The 25496-nt window shown below is 63.2% G+C and carries 26 protein-coding genes; 9 read left to right on the top strand and 17 right to left on the bottom strand.

Translation table 11 applies throughout. The features are described 5' to 3' along the window. A partial coding sequence (locus tag Q0T48_RS16580; protein WP_295958366.1) for an HAD family phosphatase occupies positions 1-566 on the bottom strand: 566 nt, incomplete at its 3' end. A gap of 118 nt (positions 567-684) precedes the next feature. Here Q0T48_RS16580 and Q0T48_RS16575 point away from each other — a divergent pair. Genes Q0T48_RS16575 through Q0T48_RS16565 form a run of 3 tightly spaced genes read left to right on the top strand, consistent with a single transcriptional unit; the run spans position 685 to position 5416 of the window. After that, on the top strand, positions 685-1395 hold the full coding sequence (locus tag Q0T48_RS16575) for a response regulator (RefSeq protein ID WP_295958363.1): 711 nt from the start codon (positions 685-687) through the stop codon (positions 1393-1395). A 7-nt stretch (positions 1396-1402) separates the two neighbouring features. Further along, positions 1403-2875 (top strand): sensor histidine kinase, encoded by a 1473-nt coding sequence (locus Q0T48_RS16570; protein ID WP_295958360.1) that lies wholly within the window; start codon positions 1403-1405, stop codon positions 2873-2875. Next, entirely contained in the window at positions 2876-5416 is a 2541-nt protein-coding gene (locus Q0T48_RS16565; protein ID WP_295958356.1) for a GGDEF and EAL domain-containing protein, read from the top strand. It begins immediately after the preceding gene. Positions 5417-5493: 77 nt separating this feature from the next. Here the strand turns inward: Q0T48_RS16565 and Q0T48_RS16560 are convergent, their stop codons facing one another. After that, the gene (locus tag Q0T48_RS16560) at positions 5494-6240 is read right to left on the bottom strand and encodes an SDR family oxidoreductase (RefSeq protein WP_295958353.1); all 747 of its coding nucleotides are present in this window, start codon (positions 6238-6240) and stop codon (positions 5494-5496) included. Between the two features lie 122 nt (positions 6241-6362). On the opposite strand from Q0T48_RS16560, the gene Q0T48_RS16555 reads away from it, so the two are divergent. After that, a complete protein-coding gene (locus Q0T48_RS16555) occupies positions 6363-7271 on the top strand; it encodes a LysR family transcriptional regulator (RefSeq protein WP_295958351.1) in 909 nt (302 codons plus the stop codon). A gap of 99 nt (positions 7272-7370) precedes the next feature. On the opposite strand, the gene Q0T48_RS16550 is transcribed toward Q0T48_RS16555, so the two are convergent. The 4 genes from Q0T48_RS16550 to Q0T48_RS16535 all read right to left on the bottom strand — a co-directional run bounded on the left by Q0T48_RS16550 (position 7371) and on the right by Q0T48_RS16535 (position 9532). Beyond that, positions 7371-7640: a hypothetical protein gene (locus Q0T48_RS16550; RefSeq protein ID WP_295958348.1), complete on the bottom strand. Its 270-nt coding sequence runs from the start codon at positions 7638-7640 to the stop codon at positions 7371-7373. A 200-nt stretch (positions 7641-7840) separates the two neighbouring features. Next, complete coding sequence (locus tag Q0T48_RS16545; protein WP_295958345.1) at positions 7841-8116, bottom strand: hypothetical protein; 276 nt, start codon at positions 8114-8116, stop codon at positions 7841-7843. Between the two features lie 106 nt (positions 8117-8222). Continuing rightward, complete coding sequence (locus Q0T48_RS16540; protein ID WP_295958343.1) at positions 8223-8534, bottom strand: Dabb family protein; 312 nt, start codon at positions 8532-8534, stop codon at positions 8223-8225. Beyond that, entirely contained in the window at positions 8531-9532 is a 1002-nt protein-coding gene (locus Q0T48_RS16535; RefSeq protein WP_295958339.1) for a Gfo/Idh/MocA family oxidoreductase, read from the bottom strand. Before Q0T48_RS16535 ends, Q0T48_RS16540 begins: the two co-directional genes overlap by 4 nt. Before the next feature lie 104 nt (positions 9533-9636). Between Q0T48_RS16535 and Q0T48_RS16530 the strand changes: the two genes are divergently transcribed. After that, complete coding sequence (locus Q0T48_RS16530) at positions 9637-10644, top strand: LacI family DNA-binding transcriptional regulator (protein WP_295958336.1); 1008 nt, start codon at positions 9637-9639, stop codon at positions 10642-10644. Beyond that, positions 10631-11878, top strand: coding sequence for a YbiU family protein (locus Q0T48_RS16525; RefSeq protein ID WP_295958334.1), 1248 nt, complete (start codon positions 10631-10633; stop codon positions 11876-11878). The genes Q0T48_RS16530 and Q0T48_RS16525 overlap by 14 nt, the downstream gene beginning before the upstream one ends. A gap of 71 nt (positions 11879-11949) precedes the next feature. On the opposite strand, the gene Q0T48_RS16520 is transcribed toward Q0T48_RS16525, so the two are convergent. The 8 genes from Q0T48_RS16520 to Q0T48_RS16485 form a co-directional block, all read right to left on the bottom strand. Then, positions 11950-13065, bottom strand: a complete 1116-nt coding sequence (locus Q0T48_RS16520; RefSeq protein WP_295958332.1) for an ABC transporter ATP-binding protein — start codon at positions 13063-13065, stop codon at positions 11950-11952. Positions 13066-13069: 4 nt separating this feature from the next. After that, complete coding sequence (locus Q0T48_RS16515) at positions 13070-13930, bottom strand: carbohydrate ABC transporter permease (protein ID WP_295958329.1); 861 nt, start codon at positions 13928-13930, stop codon at positions 13070-13072. Then, complete coding sequence (locus Q0T48_RS16510; RefSeq protein WP_295958327.1) at positions 13923-14789, bottom strand: sugar ABC transporter permease; 867 nt, start codon at positions 14787-14789, stop codon at positions 13923-13925. The genes Q0T48_RS16515 and Q0T48_RS16510 overlap by 8 nt, the downstream gene beginning before the upstream one ends. Positions 14790-14874: 85 nt before the next feature. Beyond that, positions 14875-16113 (bottom strand): ABC transporter substrate-binding protein, encoded by a 1239-nt coding sequence (locus Q0T48_RS16505; protein ID WP_295958320.1) that lies wholly within the window; start codon positions 16111-16113, stop codon positions 14875-14877. A 209-nt stretch (positions 16114-16322) separates the two neighbouring features. Next, complete coding sequence (locus Q0T48_RS16500) at positions 16323-17393, bottom strand: ABC transporter ATP-binding protein (protein ID WP_295958315.1); 1071 nt, start codon at positions 17391-17393, stop codon at positions 16323-16325. A gap of 6 nt (positions 17394-17399) precedes the next feature. Then, on the bottom strand, positions 17400-18254 hold the full coding sequence (locus Q0T48_RS16495; protein WP_295958311.1) for a carbohydrate ABC transporter permease: 855 nt from the start codon (positions 18252-18254) through the stop codon (positions 17400-17402). Further along, a complete protein-coding gene (locus Q0T48_RS16490) occupies positions 18244-19125 on the bottom strand; it encodes a sugar ABC transporter permease (RefSeq protein ID WP_295958308.1) in 882 nt (293 codons plus the stop codon). Before Q0T48_RS16490 ends, Q0T48_RS16495 begins: the two co-directional genes overlap by 11 nt. Positions 19126-19198: 73 nt before the next feature. Next, positions 19199-20449, bottom strand: a complete 1251-nt coding sequence (locus tag Q0T48_RS16485) for an ABC transporter substrate-binding protein (protein ID WP_295958302.1) — start codon at positions 20447-20449, stop codon at positions 19199-19201. Positions 20450-20703: 254 nt separating this feature from the next. Between Q0T48_RS16485 and Q0T48_RS16480 the strand changes: the two genes are divergently transcribed. From Q0T48_RS16480 to ruvC, 3 genes are read left to right on the top strand one after another with little or no spacing between them, the layout of a single operon-like run. After that, positions 20704-21330: a lysophospholipid acyltransferase family protein gene (locus Q0T48_RS16480; protein ID WP_295958300.1), complete on the top strand. Its 627-nt coding sequence runs from the start codon at positions 20704-20706 to the stop codon at positions 21328-21330. Then, entirely contained in the window at positions 21327-22316 is a 990-nt protein-coding gene (locus Q0T48_RS16475; protein ID WP_295958297.1) for a phosphatidate cytidylyltransferase, read from the top strand. Before Q0T48_RS16480 ends, Q0T48_RS16475 begins: the two co-directional genes overlap by 4 nt. 40 nt (positions 22317-22356) lie before the next feature. Then, positions 22357-22905 (top strand): crossover junction endodeoxyribonuclease RuvC, encoded by a 549-nt coding sequence (gene ruvC / locus Q0T48_RS16470; RefSeq protein ID WP_295958293.1) that lies wholly within the window; start codon positions 22357-22359, stop codon positions 22903-22905. Between the two features lie 149 nt (positions 22906-23054). On the opposite strand, the gene Q0T48_RS16465 is transcribed toward ruvC, so the two are convergent. The 3 genes from Q0T48_RS16465 to ftsZ form a co-directional block, all read right to left on the bottom strand. Then, positions 23055-23231, bottom strand: coding sequence for a hypothetical protein (locus Q0T48_RS16465; RefSeq protein ID WP_295958291.1), 177 nt, complete (start codon positions 23229-23231; stop codon positions 23055-23057). Between the two features lie 4 nt (positions 23232-23235). Next, the gene (gene lpxC / locus Q0T48_RS16460; RefSeq protein WP_295958288.1) at positions 23236-24159 is read right to left on the bottom strand and encodes a UDP-3-O-acyl-N-acetylglucosamine deacetylase; all 924 of its coding nucleotides are present in this window, start codon (positions 24157-24159) and stop codon (positions 23236-23238) included. 115 nt (positions 24160-24274) lie between these two features. Next, positions 24275-25480 (bottom strand): cell division protein FtsZ, encoded by a 1206-nt coding sequence (gene ftsZ, locus Q0T48_RS16455; protein WP_295958285.1) that lies wholly within the window; start codon positions 25478-25480, stop codon positions 24275-24277. Positions 25481-25496 lie beyond the last annotated feature (16 nt).

The following is a 25496-nucleotide window of genomic DNA, read 5'->3' as shown; positions in this document are numbered from 1 at the left end:
GGCGCGTAGCCGAACACCGTGGCCCCGGCGGCCACGCCCGCGCGCACACCGGTGGTGGTGTCTTCCACCACGGCACAGCGGGCGGGGTCCACGTTCAAAGCGGCGGCGGCCGCCAGGTACACGTCGGGCCAGGGCTTGGTGCGGGGCATTTCATGGCCGCTGAAAACAAAACCCTTGAAATATTCGGCCAGGCCGATTTTTTCCAGTTGCAGCTCAATCTTGATGCGGTCGGCCCCCGACGCGCAAGCGATACGCCCCGCGTAGGCGGTATGCACGGCGTGCAGAGCGGCGTGGATGCCAGGAATCGGCTGCAACCGGGTCTGCAGCGCGTGGTTGCGCCGGGCGCGGAACTCCAGCATCCAGGCATCGGTCAGTGGATGGCCGGTGTGGGCCTCGATGGCGGGCGCTTCGTCCATCACGGTTTTGCCGACGAACAAGCGCATGCATTCGGCCAGCGTCATGCTCCAGCCGCTCTCGGCCAGCAGGTCGCGCAGCACGCCAATCGTCAGCGGCTCGGAATCCACCAGCACGCCATCGCAGTCAAACAGTACGGCTTCAAACTTCATAGGTTTTTCTTTCGGTAGATTTGTAGATTAAATTGGCAGTTAACGCATATTCTGCCTTGGCAAGCAGCTATCAACACGATAGTTTCATGGTATAGCCTCGTCTTGTTATGCTCTGCCCATGGCCCACCTACTCATAGTTGAAGACGACGATTTACTGCGCGACGGCCTGGCGGCCCAATTGGGGCAGGCGGGGCACCAAACCACCACCGCGGCCAACGGCGCATTGGCCCAGGAATTGCTGGAATCCACCCGCTTTGACGGGGTCGTGCTGGACCTGGGTTTGCCGCTGGTAGACGGCATGGCCCTGCTGCGCTGGATCCGCAAACGGCTGCTGGCCCTGCCGGTGCTGATACTGACCGCCCGCGATGGCGTGGAAGACCGCATCGAGGGCCTGAACGCCGGGGCCGACGACTACCTTACCAAACCCTTCAACATGGCCGAGCTGGAAGCCCGCCTGGGCTCCATGCTGCGCCGCTCGCGCCTGCCCGCCTTTGGCGGGTCGCTGGAGCTGCAAATGGGCGAAACCGGCCGTCTGCGGCTGGATGCCACCCAGCCACTGGCCTGGCTGGACGACGAACCGCTGGAGCTGACCCACCGCGAATGGGCGCTGTTATCGCTGCTGGTCACCAACGCGGGCCAGGTGGTGGGCCGCGAAGACGTGCTGAGCGCCTGGAAGGCCGACCCCAGCGACCCCAGTGACACCACCAACACCGGCTCCAACGCGCTGGAGGTCTACGTGCACCGTCTGCGCCGCAAGCTGGCCGACTCGGGCCTGAGTATCCGCAACGTGCGCGGTCTGGGCTACATGCTGGAAACCACCACGCCATGAGACCACCATGAGCTTGCCAGGCCTTCCGCCGGGCCTGCAAAAAGACAAGGCTCCCGGCCTGTCCCTGAAACGCCAGCTGCTGCTGTGGCTGCTGCTGCCGCAACTGCTGCTATGGCTGGTGGGCGGGCTGCTGGCTTACCGCATCGCGCTCAACTACGCCGAAAAGGGCATCGACCAGTCGCTGACCCAGTCGGTGCGCTCGCTGGCGCGCCAGGTCAAGCCCATGGGTTCGGGCCTGCTGGTGGACTTTCCGCGCGCCGCCCGCGACATACTCGAAGAAGACCCGACCGACCGCGTCAGCTACATGGTGTCGTCCCCGCCCGGCCAGTTTGTGCTGGGCAACAGCAAGCTGCCCGACCCGCTGCTGGATGTCCACGTGCAGCCCGGCGAACCGCTGATTTACGAAACCCTGCTGGATAAAAAACCGGTGCGGGTGGCCTTGCTGGAAGTCAACTACGGTGATGCCGACGCACCCCAGCGCCTGCGCGTACAGGTGGCCAAAAGCCTGGCCGTGCAGCAGCGCATTGCCCGCGAACTGGTGGCCGACATGCTGGTGCCGCTGGTGCTGCTGGGCGCGCTGATTGGCACTGTGGTGTTCATCGGCGTGGGCCGCGGCCTGCAGCCACTGAAGCGCCTGGAAGCCCTGCTGGGCGACCGGGCCCACCGCAGCGTCACCACCCTGCTGCCCATCGAACTGACCCAGGCCCCGCTGGAAGTGCATTCGCTGGCCGAGGCGGTGAACCAGATGCTGGCCGCCGTGCGGCGCAGCCTGGGCCAGGAAAAGCGCTTCATCAACGATGCCGCCCACCAGCTGCGCACCCCGCTAGCGGGTCTGATCAGCCAGACCGAGCTGGCACTGACGGAACGCGACCCGCAGGCCCTGCAAGAGCGGCTCACCAAGGTACACGCCGGGGCCTTGCGCAGCGCCCACCTGGTGCACCAGTTGCTGTCGCTGGCCCGTACCGAGGCCGATATCACACCCCAGCCGATGGACATGGCCGCGCTGGCCCGCGAAGTGGCCCGCGAATGGACACCACGCGCCATCACGGCAGGCATCGACCTGGGCTACGAGGGCGAGGACAGCCTGGTCACTCTGGGCGAAAAGCTGCTGCTGCGCGAAGCCATCAGCAACCTGATCGACAACGCCCTGCACTACGCGGGCCGGGGTGCCACCGTGACGCTGCGGGTGCAGCGCCTGCAAGGCCATGCGGTGGTGGAGGTGGAAGACAACGGCCCCGGCTTGCTGGAATCCGATGTGCCGCACGTGTTCGAGCGCTTCTGGCGCGCCAGCGAACTGCCTGGCGGCTGCGGCCTGGGCCTGTCCATCGTGCAAGAAATCACCTTGCGCCACGGTGGCAACGCGGTGGTACTGCATGCGGCACCGCAGGGCTTGTGCGCGCGGCTGAGCCTGCCGCTGCCGCTGTTTCCGATCACCTCGGGGGCATTTCGCCATCCTCCCCAACTGCCTGCGGTGGCTTGAATGCGGACTTTCCGACCCTCCCTGCGCGTTGCCATATCGGTGCCTTTTGCGCTGATTTTGGCGACCACTGTGGCCTTGCAGGCGCTCACGCAGCAAGACAACACCAACCGCCTGATCGACACCACCAGCGTGCGCATTCTGGATGCGCTCACGGTGGCTTCCAGCAACCGTTTGGTGAACTTTTTAGAAGAGCCCTTTCGCATCCAGAGCGGCATTGCCGATGCCATTGGCCGCCATGGGCTGTACACGCCCAACGACCTGGGCCCCCTCTACCGCCACCTACGCGGGGTGTACCAGGACCTGTACCTGAACCAAACGCAAATCAGCGCCCTGAGTTTTGGCAGCGCCGCAGGCGAATACGCGGGCATGCGCCGCGAAGATGCCGGTGCGGGCTTCAGCCTGATGCTCAAAGATGCCTCCACCCAGGGCCAGCTGCGCATCTACAAAGGTGACCACCCCGGCGATACCGTGGCGGGCTACGATGGCTACGACCCGCGCGGGCGGCCCTGGTACGCGCCGATTGCCCAGTCGGGCAAGGCGGGCTGGTCGGCCATTTATGCCAACTATGACGAGCAGGCAGAAGTCACCATTTCGGCCTCCGCACCAGTCAAAGTCGGCAACCAGTTTCTTGGGGTGATGGAGGCCGATGTCAAACTCAACGGCCTGAACCAGTTTTTGCATGACGAGCCACTGCGTGGCACAGGCATCATTGCCATTACCGATAGCGAGGGGGAACTGGTGGCGTTTTCAGAGCCGGGTTCGGTGCTGGCCGATGGGCACAGCAGCATCCCGCGCGGGCAGCGTCTGCGCCTGTCGGAAAGTAGCAACCCGGTGCTGCGCGCCGCCGCACAGCCGGTGGCCGATGCCCCCACCGAGAGTGCTTCCGGCTTTCAACTGGCGGTTAACGGCAAGCTGTACATCTGCCGGGTGGCCCCGTACTCGGATGTCCGGGGGCTGAATTGGCGCATCGTGATGCTGGTGCCCGAGTCCGACCTGTTGGGCGGTATCCGCTCCGCCAGCCAGCGCAACATGGCGTGGATCATCGGGTTTGCCTCGCTGGGTTTTGTGCTCGGCCTGTGGGCCATTGGCTGGGTGACCCGGCCCATCCAGCGCACGGCACAGGCGGCCAACCAGCTCGCGCTGGGCCAGTGGGATACCCCCATTGAGTCCGGCGGGGCGGTGCAAGAAACCGACACCCTGGTGCATGCCTTCAACGCCATGGCGCAGCGCCTGCAGCGCGCGTTCAACAACATGCGCGACCAGTTGCGCTACGACAGCCCGACCCAGTTGCTGACCCGGCGCGGCCTGCTGGAGGAGGTGCACTGGGACGGCACCCGCCCCGCCGTGCTCTGCCTGTTGGGGTTGGATGGATTTCGGGCTATCAATGACAACGTTGGCCATGCCACCGGTGAGCGTTTGCTGCAAGCCATCGCCGGGCGGATGCGGGCACAAATGCCCAGCCAGGTGTGGATGGCCCGGGTGGGCGGCGACGAATTTGCGTTGCTGCACCTAGACACCGAACAGGCGCCCGCCGACATCGCCACACAGGCCCTGCAGCTGTTTGCCACGCCCTTTGCATCGGGCGGAGACGAGATCATGGTGACCGCCTCGGTAGGTGTGGTCGCGGGGCAGCTTCCGGCCAGTGACCTGCCCGAATGGCTGCGCAATGCCAGCGTGGTGCTGGGCGAGGTGAAACGCCGCCACCGGGGGTCTTGGGGCGTGTTTGAGCCCAGCATGATGGAGCAGTCGCTGGAAAACGCGCGGCTGGCCAATGAGCTGCGCCAGGCGCTGGAGCGGGGGCAGTTTCGGGTCCATTACCAAACCGTCATCGCGCTGGCGACGGGATGCGTCACCGGTGTTGAAGCGCTGGTGCGCTGGCAAAGCCCGGCACGCGGCCTGGTGCCGCCGGGCATCTTCATCCCGATCGCCGAAAGCTCCGACCTGATTCTGGCGCTGGGCGACTGGGTGTTACGCACCGCCACCCGCGATGTGGCCCAGCACCTGGCGCAGCTACCGCCGAACTTCGACCTGCATGTGAACGTGTCGGCACGGCAGCTGATTCAGTCCGATTTCGGCACCACGCTGAAACAGGCACTGCGGGAGAGCGGGCTCCCCCCGCAGAACCTAACGCTGGAGCTGACCGAGTCGGTACTGATTGAACAAAACGGCCAGACCGTGGAGCGGCTGCGCGAAATCCGGGCCCAGGGCGTGAAGATTGCCATCGACGACTTCGGTACCGGCTACTCCTCGCTGGCCTACCTGGGGCGGCTGCCCTTTGACTGCCTCAAAATTGACCAGAGCTTTGTGCGCACCCTGTGCAGCTCGCCGCAAGACGCGTCGATTGTGGCGGCGGTGCTGCAAATGGCCAAAGGCTTTGGGGTGGACGTGGTGGCCGAAGGTGTGGAAACCGAAGCCCAGGCGCAACGCCTGCAAGAGATGGGCTGCCACCACGCCCAAGGCTACTGGTTTGGCCGCCCGCTGCCCTGGGCACAGGTCCAGTGGGGCCCGCATGGGCCTGGCGGCAGCGGAGTCCAAATTTAAAGAAAATAGGCCGCTAGCGCATATACCACCTACGCAAGTAGCTATTAAATGCATAGTAAATAGCGCCAGCAGACGGGTCACATCTGGCTCATGCCGCCGTCCGCCACAATCTCGGTCCCCACGATAAAACCGGACTCCGGTGACACCAGGTGCAGCACCGTCGCCGCGATTTCTTCAGGGGTGCCGAAGCGGCCCAGCGGGATCTGCGCCTGGATGCTAGCGGCCATGGCCTGCAGCTGGTCCGGGGCCAGGCCCAGCTTGCCGTACAGCGGCGTGGTCACCGGGCCGGGGCTGACCACATTGACGCGCACGCCCTGCGGCAGCAACTCGGCCGACAAGGTTTTGGCCAGCGAGATCAGCGCGGCCTTACTGGCAGCGTAGACGCTGGAATTCGGCATGCCGATGTGGGCGTTGATGGAGCCGTTCAGCACGATGGAGCCGCCCCGCGTCATCAGTGCCGCCAGGCGTTGGATCAGAAAGTACGGGCCTTTGACATTGGTATCAAAGCTGCTGTCCCACAGGGCTTCGTCGATCTGCGCCAGCGGGCCGAATTTGGCCACCCCGGCGTTGATAAAGACACCGTCAATCACACCCATCTGCGCCTGCAGCTCGGCCACCAGCGCGGCCTGCGCCGACACATCCCCGGCTTCGCTGACCAGGGCCAGCGCGTTCGGGTCCAGCTCGGCCTGCACCCGGGCCAGGCTCTCGGCGTCGCGGCCGGTGATGGCCACCCGTGCGCCTTCGCGGGCAAAAGCAATAGCGGCGGCACCAATGCCACTGCTGCCACCGGTGACCAAAATGTTCTTTCCTGCAAAGCGGTTCATGGTGTTTCCTTCGATGGTTTCGTTGATTCTTCAACCCCGACGGGGCCGATGGAGCAAGTGTCTGGCGATTGACCACGCCAGAAACACCACCATTTCGATGAACCCATGCGAAACTATCGAACATGTTGAGCCTGGACGATTTACAGCTGCTAGAAGCCGTGCGCGCCACCGGCAGCCTGTCGCGCGCGGCCGAGCGCCTGGGCAAGGCCGCATCCACCGTGTCGTATGCCGCCCGCCAGCTCGAAGACCGGCTGGACGCGCTGCTGTTCGACCGTGCCGGTTACCGCATCGCGCTGACCCCGGCGGGACTGCTGCTGGTCGAGCAAGGCGCGCAGCTGCACGCCCAGGCGAAGCGGCTCACCGAGCGCGTCAAGCAGGTGGCGCGCGGCTGGGAATCCGAGCTGCGCATCGCCACCGACGAGCTGGCCAACATCGAAGCCCTGCTGCCGCTGGTGGCCGACTTTGATGCGCTGAACAGCGGCGTGCGCCTGCGCTTTGCCCACGAGGTGCTGGGCGGCACCTGGGAGGCGCTGCTGGACCAGCGCGCGGACCTGGTGGTGGCCGCCACCAACGAGCCCCCGGCCATGGCGCACCTGCAGTGGTTCGAGCTGGCGCAGCTGGAATGGGTGTTTGCCGTCGCGCCGCGGCACCCGCTGGCCCAGGCCGCACGGCCTTTGGCGATGGAGGCCATCACCGCCCACCGCGCCGTGGTGGTGGCCGACACATCGCGCCTGGCTATCGCCCGCAGCTACGGCGTGCAAACCCACCAGGAGCGGCTGGCCATGCCCAGCATGCGGGCCAAGATTGCCGCCCAGGTGGCGGGCCTGGGCGTGGGCTGGTTACCGCTGGAGAAAGTACGCCACCACCTGGAGCGCGGCACGCTGGTGGCCCTGCCCACGCAAGACCCGCGAGAGCCGAATTTGCTCTTTGTCGGCTGGCATTCACACCGCGCCGGGCCTGCACTGCAGTGGTGGGTGGACAAGCTGCGCAACCCGCGACTGGTGCCGCCGCTGCTGCACCAGAACTATTGAGGCTCCCACCATCCACACTCGCCGGGCTTGCGGCCCTCCGCCAAAGACGTATGGATCAAACAGGCTTCCAGTGCTTATAAATATTACGCCAGCAGCTATCTATTTGATAGCATTCAACGCCTGCTGCATGCCCGGTACGTAGTCCGTAGTCACCCACTGCGCAATCACTTCAGGCGTCATGCTGTCGGGGTGGCCCGCTTCTTCGCTCACACGGGCCACTTCTTCGGCCCCGGTCAGCGTTGCTACAAACATTTGCAGCACCCCCTGCAAGCCGCCATGCGCCATGGCGGCGTCGCCCAAAGTCTTGAGCGCCTCCCAGGCTTGGATTTCGGAGGCAGCGCTGTTGGAGAGATAAGGCGTAGGGGACATGGTTGGAATGTGTGGAACGGCGATGGAATGAAGTCTACTGCCGCACCGTCATGCAGAGCTGCCCACCGTCGCGCCCGTCTTGCGGTGTTTGGCTCTTCATGGGACAAATTTTATGAACAAAATAGACCTCTAGCCCATATTTAATATGCGCAAGCAGCTTCTTTTTTCATAGCAAAACCCACCATACGCCAAGCCTGGGCTCAGTTGTCTTTCTTGGTGATGACCCTGTCGTTTCGGCGCGGCATACCGGCGCGTCCGGCCTTGGACCAGTCGTAGGCTTGGCCGTCGGGCGTCTTGCCGCCTACAACGGAGTCCACGCCCTGCTTGCCCACCTGCTGGGGGTTTTCACTGGCCATGGTGACAAAACTGTAGCCCGCGTTGCGTTTGTCTTTGGTGATCTGCAGGGCTTGCGCAAGCTCTGCCGTCTCTTGCCCGTGGGCCTGGTTGTTTTCGTCGGTCCAGTAAATTTTGAACATATTGGTCGCACTCCTGCTCGCATTGTGACGGCGCTGCAGTGGTGTGTGGAGAAGCTGCGCACCCCGCGGCTAGTGCAGCTGGTGCCGCACCTGAACTACGGATGCACTACGGAAGATCCAGGTCAAACACCATCAAACCCTGCAGGCCACCGAGTGCCGCCTGCACCAGCTTGGCGCCGGTAGCCTGGTGCGCCGGGTGGGCCTGGTAAGCGGCCAGGCCCTGCGGGCCATCGAACACGGCGATGAAGCCATCGGCAAAGCCGTGGTCCAGGTCCTCGTAGCGGGCATTGGCCCCGGCGCGCACCTCCCGCAGGCCGGGCACCTCGCCCACCAGGGAACGCAACTCGTCCCACAGCCCTTGCTTGGTGGTCACGGTGATCTCGGGCCGGAAATGGACGAACACACAGTGGTGGATCATGCTGTGGCTCCTGCGTCGTCCACGGCCACGCTGCGCCCGGTGCGCGCGCTTTCCAGTACCGCCAGCGCCACCGCCAGCGAGCGCACACCGGCTTGGCCATCGGCCAGATCGTTGGGCTGGCCCTGGATGGCCAGGTGGAAGTTCTGTACGCCGCGGCTGTACAGGCTGATCTGGTCCAGCGGCAGGGCTTGCACGCCCTGGGCGTTACTGAAGTCCAACCGCCCGTCGGGTCCCTGGTGCAGGATACCCACGCCCTTGAGCGAACCCTGGGTACCGTGGATTTCCAGCCCCACGTCGGCAAACGGAGTGTTGAAGCCCTGGTGGGTAAATGCCGTCAGCCCACTGGGAAAACGCCAGACCGACATGGCGTTGTCTTCCATGCCTTCGGCCATGCCGCTGTTGCTGGTCATGGCCACCACCTCGGTGGGGTACTCGCCCAGCAGAAAGGCCAGCGAATCGGCGTTGTGCACTGCGATGTCCAGCACCACACCGCCGCCCGCGCCTTTGTCTTTCAAACGCCAGCCCTGCAGATGCGCGGGCAGGTACACCGAATGCTGCACTCGTGCCGACACCAAACGGCCCAGCGCGCCCTGCTGGATTTTCTCGCGCATCAAACGGTGGGCGCTGTTGTGGCGCAGATGATGGTTGGTGCCCATCACCACGCCCGCCTGGGCGCAGGCCTGCACCATGCGCTGGGCGGCGGCCAAGCTGGTGGCCAGGGGTTTCTCGCACAGCACATGCAGGCCCAGGCTGGCAGCATGCAGCACCGAGGCCTCATGCTTTTCGTTGGTGCTGGAGATGTAGACCGCGTCCAGACCCAGACCGGCCAGCGCGGCTTCGTCGTCGGTGGCATGGGCGATGCCATGAGTATTGGCAAAAGCGCGGGCCCGGGCTAGATCACCCGACACCACGACCACCACCTCGTCGCCCACCGAACGCACGGCCGACACCATCCATTCGCCAGCAATGGTGCTGGCCCCGATAAAAGCCCAACGCATAGTGTCTCCTTGTTTTTAAAAATCAAATGATAACGTTTACATTTTGCCAAGTCAAAGCTTGACAAGCCATGTACACGTTTACATAATGAACATCAGGAGACAAGATGCAACCCCGAAAAGCCAGTATTACCACCTTGGCCAAGGCCACCGGTCTGTCGTCGGCCACGGTATCGCGCGCCCTGGCCGGGGCCGCCAGCGTGCTGCCGGAAACCCGCGACAAGGTGCTGCAAGCCGCCCGCGAACAGCACTACGTGCGCGACCGCGCCGCCGTGCACCTCAAGACCGGCAAAACCCACACCCTGGCCTTCATCCAGGACCGGCAAGATGCCACCCAGCTCGGCTTTAAAGACTTCTTGCTCGGCCTGGGCGATGCCTTGCAGGGCACGGACTACCACCTCATCGTGCTGCCGCAAGTCGCCGGGCACAGTGCGCTGGACAGCGTGCAGTACGTGATCGAGCGCGGCCTGGCCGATGGCCTGGTGCTCACCTACACCGCGCCGCAAGATGCGCGGGTGCGCTGGCTGCAGGACCAGGGCTTCCCCTTCATCACCTACGGGCGCACCGCCCTGCCCGCGCACGACAGCGTGGACTTTGCCAACGAAAGTTTTGCTGCCATGGCGGTGGCCACCCTGGTGGCGCAGGGCCGCAAGCGCCTGGGCATCCTGCTGCCCGCGGCGGGCACCACGTTTGCGCAGCACCTGGCGGATGGCTTTGCCCGCGCCTGCCAGCAGTCCGGCGTAGCCGGTGAAGGCATTGCAGCAGTCAGCCTGGACGACTCCCCCGAGGCCATCTACCAATGGACACGTGCCCAGGCCGCTGCCTTCGACGGCCTGGTGCTGACCCGCGAAGCCCCGGTGCTGCCGCTGCTCAGCGCGCTGGCCGACAGCGGCCTGCGGGTAGGCCCCGGCCAACACCTGGAGCTGGCCATCAAGTACAGCAGCCCCCTACCCCAGTACATCCGCCAGCCCTTCTGGGCCTGTTTTGAAGACATGCACCGGGCCGGCCACGCACTGGGCAGCCGCATGCTAGCGCGGTTTGCGCAGCCCGATCTGCCCGCCAGCCAAGCGATTTTTTCTCCCCCCACCCTGGAGCTATTCCATGCAACAAGCTGATCCCAACCTCAATTTCCAAAGCGAAATCATCGCCGCCAAGCGCCAGCTGCGCGCCCAGATTCCCGACCTGAAGCAACGCTTCGACGCTCTGACGCGCAACATCGAAGCCCAGGTAGAAACCATCGAACGCGAGCGCGCACAGGGCCAGCAGCCCGTACCCGAGGTGCAGTTCAGCCAACTCGACACGCTGGACGCGGCACAGATCGCCCGTATCAAGCAGCGCGGCTGCCTGGTGATCCGCAACGTGTTCGCGCCAGAGCGGGTAGCGCAATGGAACGCCACCCTGGCCGACTACATCACCGACAACCACTACCTCGACAAAGAAGCGGGCAAGCGCGGCATCGACAAATACTTCAGCGCCCTGGCCAGCTCCAAGCCCCAGATCTACGGCATCTACTGGTCCAAGCCGCAAATGGATGCGCGCCAGTCGGTGGAGCTGGCCCAGGCCCGGCGCTGGCTGAACCGCCTGTGGGACAGCCAGCATGAGGGCAAGCCGGTGTTCAACCCCGACCAGGAATGCACCTACTCCGACCGCGTGCGCCAGCGCGAACCCGGCGATGCCTCGCTGGGCCTATCGCCCCACATGGACGGCGGCTCCATCGAGCGCTGGATCGACCCCGGCTACCAGAACGTCTTTCGCCACGTGTTCGGGGGCGACATCGGCCAGTACGACCCGTTTGCCGCCGCCTACCGCACCGAAACGCACGAGATCCCCTCGCCCGCCGTGTCCAGCATGTTCCGTACCTTCCAGGGCTGGACCGCGCTGACCCCGCAGGGCCCGGGTGACGGCACGCTGAACCTGGTGCCCATCGCCAATGCCATGGCCTGGATGCTGCTGCGCGCGCTGCAGGACGACATCGCCGAAGACCAGCTCTGCGGTGCCCGCGCTGGCCGCGCCCTGGTCGCCTCGCCCGAACACCACGCCCTGCTGCTGCGTGCCTATGGCTCCATCCCCAAGGTCAACGCGGGCGATACGGTCTGGTGGCACCCCGACACCATCCACGGTGTGGAAGACAAGCACCAAGGCACTGGCTACAGCAACGTGATCTACATCGGTGCCGCCCCCGATTGCGCCAAGAACCGAACGTTCCTGGCCAAGCAGCGCCCCGCATTCGAGGCGGGCAAGTCGTCGCCCGACTTTGCTGCGGAGGATTACGAGGTAGATTTTGAGGGGCGCTTTACGCCCGCCAACTTGACACCGCTAGGCCGTAGCCAGATGGGATACGAGAGCTGAAATACTACTGAATTAATAGCTACCAGCGTAGGTACTACCTGCACTAGCAGCCTATTTTTTCTAAAAAATCTTCATGCAATCAGCTGCTCGGTCTGCACATTAAAGCAGACCAGCTTGCTGAGATCGACCAAGAACTGGGTCTCCTGGCCCGGTACCAGCGGCGCGTCGGGTTCGACACGGGCGGTGAATTCGTGGCCGCCCAAGTTGAGCACCACCAGGGTGTCGGCACCCGTGGGTTCAATCACTTCCACCCGGGCTTGCACCAGGCGGTGCATGGCGGTTTCCACGGCACCGTCGCGGGGCAGGCTGATGGCTTCGGCGCGGATACCGGCAATCACCTCTTTGCCTTGGTAGGCATGCAGTGCCGCAGGCACAGACGCCACGGCAATGCGCACCGCGGGCCGGTCGCCTTGCTGCATCTCCAGCACGATGCCGTCGCCCTGCGCAAGCACGCGGGCCTTGGCCAGGTTCATGCGCGGCGAGCCCATGAAGCTGGCCACAAAGGTATTGGCCGGGCGGTTATAGACCTCGTGCGGGCTGCCCAACTGCTGCACCACGCCGCCCTTCATCACCGCGATGCGGGTGGCCAGGGTCATGGCCTCGATCTGGTCGTGGGTGACGTAGACGATGGTGGCTTTCAGGCGCTGGTGCAGCTTCTTGATTTCGGTGCGCATGTCCAGCCGCAACTGGGCATCCAGATTGGACAGCGGCTCGTCAAACAAATACAGCTTGGGCTCGCGCGCCAGGGCACGGCCGATGGCCACGCGCTGGCGCTGGCCGCCAGAGAGCTGGCGCGGCTTGCGCTGCAGCAGATGCTCGATCTGCAGCAGCTTGGCCACACTGGCCACGCGCTCGACGCGCACGTTCTTGGCCACCTTGCGCATTTCCAGCGGAAACTCGATGTTCTTGGCTACCGTCATGTTGGGGTACAGCGCGTACGACTGGAACACCATGGAGATGTTGCGGTCGGCCGGGGCCACCTGGGTGATGTCCTGGCCGTCCAGGCGCAGCGACCCGCCACTGGGTTCTTCCAGCCCGGCAATCACGTTCATCAGCGTGCTCTTGCCGCAGCCGCTGGGGCCTACCAGCACCAGAAATTCACCGTCGGCCAGCGAGATGGTGATGTCGTGGAGGATCTGGACGTTGTCGAAACTTTTTTGGATGTGGACGAGATCTAACGAAGCCATGTGTTCAACCCTTGACAGACCCGGCCATCAGGCCGCGGACGAAGTATTTACCCGACACCAGGTAGACGATGAGCGTGGGAATCGCAGCGATGAAGGCCCCCGCGAAATGCACGTTGTATTCCTTCACCCCGGTGGAACTGCTCACCAGGTTGTTCAGGGCCACGGTGAGCGGGAACGAGGTGTAGTCGCTGAAGGATGCGCCAAACAAAAACTCGTTCCAGATGTTGGTGAACTGCCAGATCACCGTCACCACGATGATGGGCGCGCTATTGGGCAGCAGGATGCGCAGCAGCACACCAAAGAAGTTAGCCCCATCCATGCGTGCCGAGCGGATCAGCTCGGTGGGAAACGCCGCATAGTAGTTGCGAAAGAACAGCGTGGTGAAGCCAATGCCGTACACCACGTTCACAAAAATCAACCCCTTCACCGTGCCCGCCAGCCCCAGAAAACCCAGGGTCTTGGCCATGGGAATCAGCACGATCTGGAACGGAATAAACACCGAGAACAGCATGGCCGCAAACAGCGCGTGCGCAAAGCGCATCTTGAACTGCGTGAGGATGTAGCCGTTGAGCGCGCCGATCAGCGTGGAGATCACCACCGCCGGAATCACCAGCAGAAACGAGTTGAAAAAGTAGGGCTTCAGCCCCGTGGCCTGCACGCCGATTTGCGCGGTGCTCCAGGCGCTGCGCCAGGGGGCCAGGGTCCAATCCACCGGCAGCGACATCAGGTTGCCGTTGCGGATCTCGTCCAGCGGCTTGAGCGAATTCACCACCATCACGTACACCGGCAGGATGAACAGCAGCGCCGTACCCACCAGCACGGCATACAGGGCGATGCGCAGAACGCGCGACAAGGTCTTATCCATTTTTGACCTTCCGCATTTCGCCGTACAGGTACGGCAGCACCACCACGCCGATGGCCACCAGCATCAGCACCGAGCTGGCGGCACCCACGGCCATTTCGTTGCGGGTAAAGGTGTATTGGTACATGAAGACCGAGGGCAGCCAGGTGGAGCGGCCCGGGCCGCCATTGGTCAGCGCGATCACCAGGTCATAGGACTTGATGGCCATGTGCGCCAGGATCACAAAGGCCGAGATAAACACCGGCCCGAGCTGCGGAATGATGATGCGCTGGTAGATCTGCCAGCTCTTGGCACCGTCCAGCCGGGCGGCGTTGATCTGCTCGGAATCGACCCCGCGCAGGCCGGCCAGAAACATCGCCATCACAAAGCCGGTGGTTTGCCACACGGCGGCAATCACCACGCAGTAAATCGCCATTTCCGAATCCTTGATCCAGCCGAAGGCGAAGTTGCTCCAGCCCAGGGTCTGCATCGTGTGCTCCAGGCCGACACCCGGGTCGAGCAGCCATTTCCAGGCCGTGCCGGTGACGATGAAGGACAGCGCCATGGGGTACAAAAACACCGAGCGCAGGCCGCTTTCAGCGCGCACTTTCTGGTCGATCAGAATCGCCAGCGTCAGCCCCAGGGCCATGGCGATCACGATGTACAGCGACGCAAACACCCACAGATTCGACAGCGCCACCGACCAGTTTTCCAGGCCCATCAGGCGTACGTAGTTGGTGGTGCCCGCCCACTCGTACTGCGGCATGAGCGTCGAAGCGGTGAACGACAGGTAAATGGTGAACATGATGTAGCCGTAGACGCACACCAGTACCAGCAAGGCGCTGGGGGTGATCAGCAGCTTGGGTAAAAAACCAGCTTTCATGCAGGACCTTACGAGGGAAATGGAAAGGCCGACGCTAGCGCGTCGGCCCGCACAAGGACAGGGCGAAAACCCGCCCTGTCAGCGCTTAGGACTTGGCGGCTGCGGCCAATTCCACGACCGCCTTCTTCGAGTCGATCTGGCCATTGAAGTGGCGGGTGATCACGTCGTAGAAAGCGTTCTTGATGGACGCAGGCACGGCGTGGCCATGCGCCATGGAACCCACCAAGGTGTTCTTGGCATTGGCTTCGGCGAAGTCCTTCATGGCCTTTTTGCCGCAATCATCAAAGTCCTTGTCAGACACGTCGGTACGCGCAGGCACCGAGCCCTTGACGACGTTAAAGGCCGACTGGAAGCCAGGCTCCATGATGGCCGAGGCCAGCTTGGTCTGGGCGGCTACCTTGTCGGCACCCACCTTGAACATGGCGAACTGGTCGGAGTTGAACGACACCACGCCTTGCGTGCCGGGAACGCGGAAGCAGGAGAAGTCTTTGCCCGGCACCTTCTTGGCACCGATGAACTCGCCCTTGGCCCAGTCACCCATGATCTGGAAACCGGCCTTGCCGCTGATCACCATGCCCGAAGCCACGTTCCAGTCGCGGCCGGAGAAGTCTTTGTCGACCAGCTTGCGCAGTTGCGACATGCGGTCAAAGGCCTTCAGCATGGTGGGCGAGTTCAGGGATTTCGGGTCCAGGTCGATGAAGGCCTTGCGGTAGAAATCCACACCGCCGGTGGAGATCACCACGCCGTCAAACATGGTGGCATCCTGCCAGGGCTGGCCGCCGTGGGCCAGGGCGATGAAGCCCGCCTTTTGCAGCTTCTCGCCATCGGCAATGAATTCGTCCCAGGTCTTGGGGTCGGAGGTGATACCGGCCTTGGCCAGCACTTCCTTGTTGGCCCAGACCCAGTTGGTGGAATGCACGTTCACCGGTGCGGCGACCCACTTGCCGTTGTATTTGGAGAAGCGTTGCAGCGCGGCGGGTACGGTCTTGTCCCAGCCTTCTTTAGCGGCCACGTCGTTCAGGTCGGCCAGCACGCCTTGCTTAGCCCAGTCCTGGATGTCAAAGCCGAGCATCTGCACGGCGGTGGGTGGGTTGCCTGCGGTGACGCGGGCACGCACGGCAGTCATGGCCTGCTCGCCACCGCCACCGGCGACGGGCATGTCGTTCCACTTGATGCCCTGCTTTTCCAGGTTGCCCTTGAGCACGCCCAGCGCTGCAGCCTCGCCACCGGCGGTCCACCAGTGCAGCACTTCGACGCTTTGCTGCGCCATAGCCGGACCACTGAAAGCGGCGGCCAGCGCCAAGCCCATGATTGTCTTTTTCATCCCATGTCTCCTGTCATTTTGGTAGTGAAATCACCGGCCGGCCCAGGGTTCTATGCCCCAGGTCCGTGCCCGTGAGGGTATGGGCGCAGCCATCGGCAGGCCCCTTGCATCCGGGCCTGCACTGCGCCACCCGAACTTATTAAGTATTTATTAATTAAATACAAATAACACAGGTGTTTTCCCTGAAAACAGGGAAGAGACTGGCGGCACTACATCCGCACGCCGCTTTTCGCATCAAACCAGCTCACATCCGCAGCCGCCACGTGCAGGCCCACGGTGTCGCCAGGCTTGACGCCGACCTGCGGGGCGGTGCGCACGGTGACCAAGCCCGATGCGGTTTTGACCACCACGTAGGTATCGGCCCCGGTGGGTTCGACTAGGCTGACCTCGCCGCGCCAGGGGGAGGCATCGGCCAGTTCGATGTGCTCGGGGCGCAGGCCCAGCAGCGTGTCCACGCCGGGCAGCGGGCAGTCCAGCGGCAGATTCGCACCTTGTATACAAAATTGGCCACTAGCGTCGGCAGTACCTGCACGACCAGCTATTAAATTCATAGTAGGTGAGCCGATGAAGCTGGCCACGTAGGTATTGGCCGGGCGGCTGTAGATATCGTCGGGAGTACCCAACTGTTGCAGCACGCCGTCTTTCATCACGGCGATGCGGCTGCCCAGGGTCATGGCTTCGATCTGGTCGTGGGTCACATAGACGCTGGTGATGCCGCTGACCTGGTGCAGGCGCTTGATTTCGGCGCGCATCTCGACGCGCAGCTTGGCATCCAGATTGCTCAACGGTTCGTCAAACAAAAACAGCTGCGGCTTGCGCGCCAGGGCCCGGCCCATGGCCACGCGCTGGCGCTGGCCACCAGAGAGCTGCGCGGGGCGGCGGTCCAGCAGGTGGGTGATTTGCAGCATGGCCGCGACTTCGTTAATTCGCTTTTCGCGGTCGGCCTTGGGCACTTTTCGCATCTCCAGCGCGAAGCCGATGTTCTCTGCCACGCTCATCGTGGGGTATAGCGCGTAGCTCTGGAACACCATGGCAATATCGCGCTGGGCCGGGGCCACGCCGACCACGTTGCGGTCGCCAATGCGGATGTCGCCCTCAGTGGGCTCTTCGAGCCCGGCAATGATGTTGAGCAAGGTGGACTTGCCGCAGCCGGACGGGCCGACCAGGATCAAAAATTCGCCCGGGGCCACGTCGATGTCGATGCGCTTGAGCACCTCGACCATTTTGTCGCCGCTGCCAAAGGTTTTGCGGATGCCTTGAATGTGAAGTGCGGATGCCATAGCTTTTTATCCTTTCACAGCACCGGCTGTGAGTCCTTTAACGAAGAATTTGCCTGCCAGCACGTAGATGAGGATGGTGGGCAGGCCCGCGATCACGGCGGCTGCCATGTCGACGTTGTAGTTTTTCACGCTGCTGGTGGTGTTGACCATGTTGTTCAGGCCCACGGTGATGGGCTTGCTGTCGGCACCGCTGAAGGCCACGCCAAACAAAAAGTCGTTCCAGATGTTGGTGAACTGCCAGATCAGCGTGACCATCACGATGGGCGTGGACAGCGGCACGATGATGCGCACAAAGATGCGCCAGAAGCCTGCGCCGTCGATACGCGCGGCGTTCACCAGCTCTTTGGGGATGGCGGCGTAGTAGTTGCGGAAGAACAGCGTGGTGCCCGCCAGACCGGCCAGGCAGTGCACAAAAATCAGACCGTAGACCGAGCTGGAAATGCCCAGCCAGCCCAGAATCTGGCTCATCGGCAACAGCACCACCTGGAACGGCATGAACACGCCAAACAGCATGAAGCCAAACAGCACTTCGCTGCCCTTAAACTTCCACAGGCTGAGCACGTAGCCGTTGATCGCGCCCCACAGCGTGGAGATGATCACCGCAGGCACCACGATCAGCACCGAGTTCCAGAAGAAGGGTTGCAGCCCCCGGCAGTCGGTGCCGGTGCAGGCGCTGGACCAGGCCAGCGTCCAGGCTTCGAAGTTCAGGCCGTGCGGCAGGCTGAGCAGGTTGCCGCTGCGGATTTCTTCCGCGTCCTTGAACGAGGTGGCCAGCATCACATACATGGGTGCCAGGAAAAACAGCGCTGCTATGAACAGTACGCCGTAGATCAGCACACGGGAAAGACTCTTACCGATCATGGGGTTTGCTCCGCAGTTCGCTGTACAAATAGGGCACCACGATGGCTGCCACGGTGGCCAGCATCATGGTGGCGCTGGCCGCACCCAGGCCGATCTGGCCGCGGGTAAAGCTCATCACGTACATGAAGGTGGCGGGCACGTCGGTGGCGTAGCCGGGGCCGCCGCCGGTCAGAGCCATCACCAGGTCGAAGCTCTTGATGGACAGGTGCGACAAGACCATGATGGTGGAGAACACCACCGGGCGCAGGATCGGCAAAATAATGCGCCAGTAGATGCGCGGCAGGCTGGCACCGTCGATCTGCGCGGCCTTGATGATGCTGTCGTCGATGCCGCGCAGCCCTGCCAAAAACAGCGCCATGGCAAACCCGGCCGATTGCCAGATGCCGGCGATCACCACGCAATAGATGGCGGTGTCGCTTTGCACCAGCCAGTCGAAGCTGAAGCTGGTCCAGCCGATGTCGTGCATCAGCTTTTCCAGCCCCAGGCTGGGATTAAGCATCCACTTCCAGGCCGTGCCGGTGACGATGAACGACAGCGCCATGGGGTACAGGTAAATGGTGCGCAGCAGGCCTTCGGCGCGGACCTTCTGGTCCAGCACAATGGCCAGGGCCATGCCGATCAGCATCGCGCCGCCGACATACAGCACGCTGAAGATGCCCAGATTCTTCAGGGCCAGCCACCAGCGGTCCATCTCGAACAATTTGGCGTACTGCGCCAGGCCGACGAATTCGTCGTAGTTGGGCAGCATGCGCGACGCGGTCATGGACAGCACGCCGTTCCAGATCATCAGCCCGTAGATAAAGGCAAAGCCCAGCACAAAGCCGGGCGCAATCACCAGCTTGGGCAGGGACTGCTCAAAATTCAATTTCATACATTTCGCTCTCGCAGTGGACAAAAAGCCCCCCGCCTGCGGCGAACCACAGGCGGGGGGCGAGACCGAAGAATTACTTGGTCTGGGCCGCGGAGGCAATGTTCTTCATGGCCGCATCGACAGTGATCTTGTCGTCGTTCCAGAACTGGCTCACGGCGTCCTTGATCGCGCCTTCGGCGGCAGGGCTGACAGCCATGCCATGGGCGATGGACGGCACCAGGCTGCCGGTCTTGGCGGTGCTGACAAAGTCCTTGGCCGACTGCTTGGCGCAGTCGTCAAACTTGTCCAGGTTCATGTTCAAACGCACCGGGATGGAGCCCTTGTTCAGGTTGAAGATCTCCTGGAACTCGGTGCCCATGATGGCGGCAGCCAGGTCGCCCTGGGCTTTTTGCGCATCGGCGGACTTGAGCTTGAACATGGCGAACGAGTCGATGTTGTAGGTGTAAGACGTGGCGGTACCGGGGGCGGCAGCGCACAGGAAGTCCTTGCCCGGCACCTTACCAGCGGCCAGGAACTCGCCCTTGGCCCAGTCACCCATAAACTGGAAGCCGGCCTTGCCCTGCATGACCATGGCGGTGGTCAGGTTCCAGTCGCGGCCTGCGGAGGCGGCGTCGGTGTAGCCCTTGATCTTGCGGAAGGTTTCCAGCGAGGTCTTCATGGTGGGGCTGTTCAGCGCCTTGGGGTCCAGGCGGACCAGCGCATCGCTGTAGAACTTGGCACCACCGACACCCAGCACCACCGACTCAAAGGTAGTGAAGTCTTGCCAGTTCTGGCCACCGTGGGCCACGGCGATCAGGCCCGCAGCCTTGATCTTGTCGGCCGCAGCAAAGAACTCGGCGTAGGTCTTGGGCATGCCGGCCACACCGGCTTTTTTCAGCACTTCGGGGTTCGCCCAGATCCAGTTCACGCGGTGCACATTGACTGGCACGGCGACGTAGCTACCCTTGTACTTCATGCCATCGGCCACGGCCTTGGGCAGCAGGCTGTCCCATTTTTCAGCCTTGGCCACGCTGTCCAGGTTGGCCAGCACGCCTTCAGCAGCCCATTCCTGGATGGCCGGGCCCTTGATCTGGGCAGCGGCTGGCGGGTTGCCCGACACCACCCGGCTCTTCAGCACCGTGGCGGCGTTGTCGCCACCGCCACCGGCCACGGCGAAGTCTTTCCAGACGTGGCCCTTGGCCTGCATGATCTTCTTCAGCTCGGCTACCGACTTGGCCTCGCCGCCCGAGGTCCAGTAGTGCAACACCTCGACTTCACCGGCGTGCAATGCGCCAGCGGATACCACAACAGCCATGGCCAGCGCCACTTTGGAAAGCTTCATCATCAATCTGTCTCCTGGATTTGCCGCCTCGCAGGTTTGGGAGGCCTGGGCAAAGGTTGGGTTCAGCGCGGCACCATGCCGCGCTGAGGATCGTAATTTTTCATTAATTAACGAATTATGAATACTAGGGCTTTCCCTCGATTTGTTAGAAAATACTACATATTTCATAGCTACTAGCGTAAATAGATAGTGCGCTAGAAGCACTTTTTATATACAAAACACCGGGCGCGCCACCCTGCCCGTTTATCATCGCAGCCATGCTCGCCAAGTTCACCAGTTTCATTTTGTTAGGCATCGTACGGCTGCTGACCGGGGCCCAGGCCCGCTGGCACGGCTGTCCGCCCAAGGCCGAACAGCGCATTTACTTCGCCAACCACCAGAGCCACATCGACCTGGTCCTGATCTGGGCCGCCCTGCCCACCGAGCTGCGCAGCATCACCCGCCCTATCGCCGCCAAAGACTATTGGGCCGGGTCGCGCTTCAAGAAATGGTTTACCAGCGCGGTGTTCAACGCCATCTACGTGGACCGGGCCCGCACCAAGGATGCGGCAGGCGTGGAGCAAGACCCGCTGGAGCCACTGGTGGACGCGCTGGAGAGCGGTGACTCGATCATCCTGTTTCCCGAAGGCACGCGGGGCTTTGCGCCCGAACCCCAGCCCTTCAAGGCCGGGCTGTTCAACCTGGCGGTGCAGTTTCCGCAGGTGGTGCTGGTGCCCACCTGGATCCACAACGTGCAGCGCGTCATGCCCAAGGGCGAGGTGATTCCGGTGCCGGTGCTGTGCTCGGTAACCTTTGGCACGCCGATGCAGGTAGAGCCGGGTGAGGAGCGGCGGGCGTTCCTGGACCGGGCGCGGCTGAACGTGATTGCCCTCCGAGACATATGAACCAATTTTTGCGTGCTTTGAGCGGCAGCCAGCAGGTTGCCGCGCTGTTTCTGCTGGTGTTTGGCGTGCTGTCCCTGGCCAGCGCGGCGCTGCTGCTGGTGTCGCTGCGCGAGCGCGACGACGGAGCCTTCAAGGCCGCGTTTGGCTCCGACCTGAACGACCTGCGCCGGGTCATGAAAAACACCTGGTTCATGGCCGCCACCTTCTGGCTGGGCTGGGTGCTGGGCGGCTGGTTTGCCATCACCTTGTTTGGGCTGGTGGCATTTTTTGCGTTGCGCGAATTCATCACCTTGTCGCCCACCCACCGGGGCGACCACCGCAGCCTGATTCTGGCGTTTTTTGTGGTGCTGCCGGTGCAGTTCTGGATGGCGGGCGGGCGGCATTTCGACCTGTTCACGGTGTTCATCCCGGTATATGTGTTTCTGGCGCTGCCCCTGGTGGGCGCACTGGCCGACGACCCGCACCGCTTTCTGGAGCGCAACGCCAAGATGCAGTGGGGCATCATGGTCTGCGTCTACGGCACCAGCCACATCCCGGCGCTGGTGCGGCTGGAAATCCCCGGCTACGCCGACAAGAGCGCTTTTCTGGTCTTCTTTTTGGTGCTGGTGGTACAGACCTGCATGCTGGTGCAGCACCTGGTCTCTCGCAAGCTGCAACCGCCACCGCGCGCGCCGCACATCAGCCAAAGTTTCAACTGGACCAGCTGGAGCATGGGCGTGGCCGCGGGTGGCCTGGTGGGGGGCTTGCTGGCGGGCATCACCCCCTTCAAACCCGGCCAGGCCCTGGCCATGGCGCTGATCGCCTGCGTGGCAGGCACCGCCGGCCACCTGGTGATGAAAGCCCTGAAACGCGACCGCGGCATCACCAACTGGGGCACCGAGGGCCAGTCCATCACCGGTGCCAGCGGCCTGCTGGACCGGGTGGACGCGCTGTGCTTTGCTGCGCCGATCTTTTTCCACTCGGTTCGGTGGTTTTTCAGCCTCTAGCGCATACTCTACCTGCACAACCAGCTCTCAAATGAATAGCATGCGACTTCTCGGCATCGACCCCGGCTTACAGACCACGGGCTTCGGCATCATCGACGTGGATGGCTCCAACCTGAGCTACGTGGCCAGTGGCACCATCAAGACCACGCACCTGGACCTGGGGCAGCTGCCTGCGCGCATCAAGATTTTGTTTGACGGAATTTGTGAGGTCTGCACCCGCTACGAGCCGGACGCGGCTTCGGTGGAAATCATCTTTGTGAATGTGAACCCGCAGTCCACCCTGCTACTGGGCCAGGCGCGGGGGGCCAGCCTGGCGGCGCTGGGGCACAGCAATTTGTCGGTGCACGAATACACCGCGCTGCAAATGAAAAAAGCCGTGGTCGGCCATGGCCGGGCCGACAAGAGCCAGGTGCAGGAAATGGTCAAACGCCTGCTGAAACTTCCCGTGTTGCCCGGCAAGGATGCCGCCGATGCCCTGGGTATGGCCATCACCCACGCCCATGTGGGGCATGCGATGGCACGGTTGGCACAGGCGACACCGTTGACCCGCAGGACCAGCGGCATGTACCGCGATGGCCGGATTAACTAGAACACCCCCAGGCTGCAGAGCTGCGCATCTTTCGCCACCCCCCTCGTATTGGCTTGAAAAGCCAATACGACACGCAGGGGGCAACAGCAGCGGCCTGGCAGAGCCAGTTCCGCGCTGTTCACGAAGGGGCCTCGCTACGCTGGCCTTTGTTAAGCCAGGCGTTCGAGAATCAGCACCGTGAAAAAGCCAAACGCGGCCAGCAGCGTCCACTTCAGCACCACCCAGCCCCAGCGCAGGTAGCGGCGGTCGCGCGTGCCGACGTAGAAGGCGAAGGACACACCTGCGCCCAGCAGCAGGAACAGGATGGCCCAGCGGAACAGCAGCATGGGGCTACCAGGCCCGGGCGAGTTGGGCGAAGCCTGCGGGCGCGTCGGATGCGTTGTCGAAGGTGACGATTTCCCAGGCTTCGGTGTTCAGCATCAGTGCGCGGATCAGCTTGTTATTCAGCGCGTGGCCGGACTTCATGGCGCTGTAGCTGGCCAGCAAGGGCTTGCCCAGCATATACATGTCGCCCATCGCGTCCAGCACCTTGTGCTTCACAAATTCATCGTCATAGCGCAGGCCGCCCGCGTTGAGCACCTTGTAGTCGTCCATCAGGATGGCGTTGTCCATGCCGCCGCCCAGGCCCAGGCCGTTGGCGCGCAGCATCTCGGCATCGCGGGTGAAGCCGAAGGTGCGGGCGCGGGCGATGTCGCGGGTGTACGAGTCAGAGCCCAGGTCAAACTCGACATGTTGGCCGGTGGAATCCACTGCCGGGTGGTCGAAAATGATGTCAAAACTCAGCTTGTAGCCGTGGTACGGCTCCAGGCGCGCCCACTTTTCTGCCGTGCCCGTGCCTTCGCGCACTTCCACCGGCTGGGTCACGCGGATGAAGCGACGCGGGGCTTTTTGCAATTCGATACCCGCCGTTTGCAGCAGATAGACGAAAGCAGCCGCCGAGCCGTCCAGGATAGGCACTTCTTCGGCGGTGATCTCCACAATCAAATTGTCGATGCCCAGACCTGCGCAGGCCGACATCAGATGCTCCACCGTCGACACCTTGGCCGAGCCGCTGGACACAGTGGTCGCCATGCGCGTGTCGGTAACCGACTCGGCCGTCATGGCAATGTCCACCGGCACCGGCAGATCGGTACGGCGAAACACGATGCCGGTATCCGGCGGTGCCGGGCGCAGCGTCAATTCGACCCGCTGGCCGCTGTGCACGCCCACACCCACGGCTTTGGTGAGGGACTTGAGGGTTCGTTGCTGGAGCATGGTGCGATTTTAAGTGGCAGGCCTATCGCCCACGATCAGCAATGTTGATGGCAGAGATCGAGAAAAGACATCCCCCGATCCCGCCCCATGTGCGAGATCGGGCGAAGCACAGCCCTCAATCAGCTTGTTTGCGCAAGAAAGCTGGAATCTCGTAGTCGTCCATGCCACCCGACGACAGTGCGTCTACCCGGGCGCTGGCCTGGGTGCGGTTGGGCGTGCGCCAAACCGCTGGGCCGCGCAGCGACTCGTAGTCGGGTTGGCCGTTGCCCACACCCATGCCGTTGCCTTGCACCGGCAAGGTAAAGCCTACGTTGTCGGTGCCGGTGCGTTGCACCACCACTTGCAACGGAGCCGCCACACGGCGTTTGCTCAGGCCGGTGGCCACCACGGTGACGCGGATCTTGTCGCCCAGGCCGTCGTCATAGGCGGTGCCGTAGATGACATGCGCGTCGGGCGATGCGTAGGCGCGGATGGTGTTCATGGCCAGCTTGGATTCGTTCAGCTTGAGCGAACCCTTGGCGGCGGTGATCAGCACCAGCACGCCCTTGGCACCCGACAGGTCGATACCTTCCAGCAGAGGGCAGGCAACAGCTTGCTCGGCGGCGATGCGGGCGCGGTCGGGGCCGTCGGCCACGGCGGTACCCATCATGGCTTTGCCGGGCTCGCCCATCACGGTGCGCACGTCTTCAAAGTCGACGTTCACATGGCCGGGCACGTTGATGATTTCGGCAATTCCGCCGACAGCGTTTTTCAGCACGTCGTTGGCGTGGGCGAAGGCTTCGTCCTGCGTCACGTCGTCACCCAGCACTTCGAGCAGTTTCTCGTTCAGCACCACGATCAACGAATCCACATTGGCTTCCAACTCAGCCAGGCCGTTGTCGGCATTGGCCATACGTTTCGGGCCTTCGAAGTCGAAAGGCTTGGTGATCACGCCCACGGTCAGAATGCCCATTTCCTTGGCCACACGGGCAATCACAGGTGCCGCACCGGTGCCGGTGCCGCCGCCCATACCAGCGGTAATGAACAGCATGTGCGCGCCCGCGATAGCCGCGCGGATGTCGTCCACGGCCAGCTCGGCGGCTTCACGGCCCTTGTCGGGCTTGCTGCCTGCGCCCAGACCGCTCAGGCCCAGCTGGATGGTCTTGTGCGCCACGCTGCGGCCCAGGGCCTGCGCGTCGGTGTTGGCGCTGATGAACTCCACGCCCTGGACGTTGCAGCCAATCATGTGCTCCACGGCATTGCCGCCGCCGCCGCCGACACCGATCACTTTGATCTGGGTGCCCAGGTTAAATTCTTCGACTTCAATCATTTCGATAGGCATGTGGTTCTCCTTCATG

The organism is Rhodoferax sp., from assembly GCF_025354435.1.
GTDB lineage: Bacteria > Pseudomonadota > Gammaproteobacteria > Burkholderiales > Burkholderiaceae_C > Rhodoferax_B.
The sequence above is the reverse complement of the archived record's forward strand: the minus strand, read 5'-3'. Positions and strand labels throughout refer to the sequence as shown.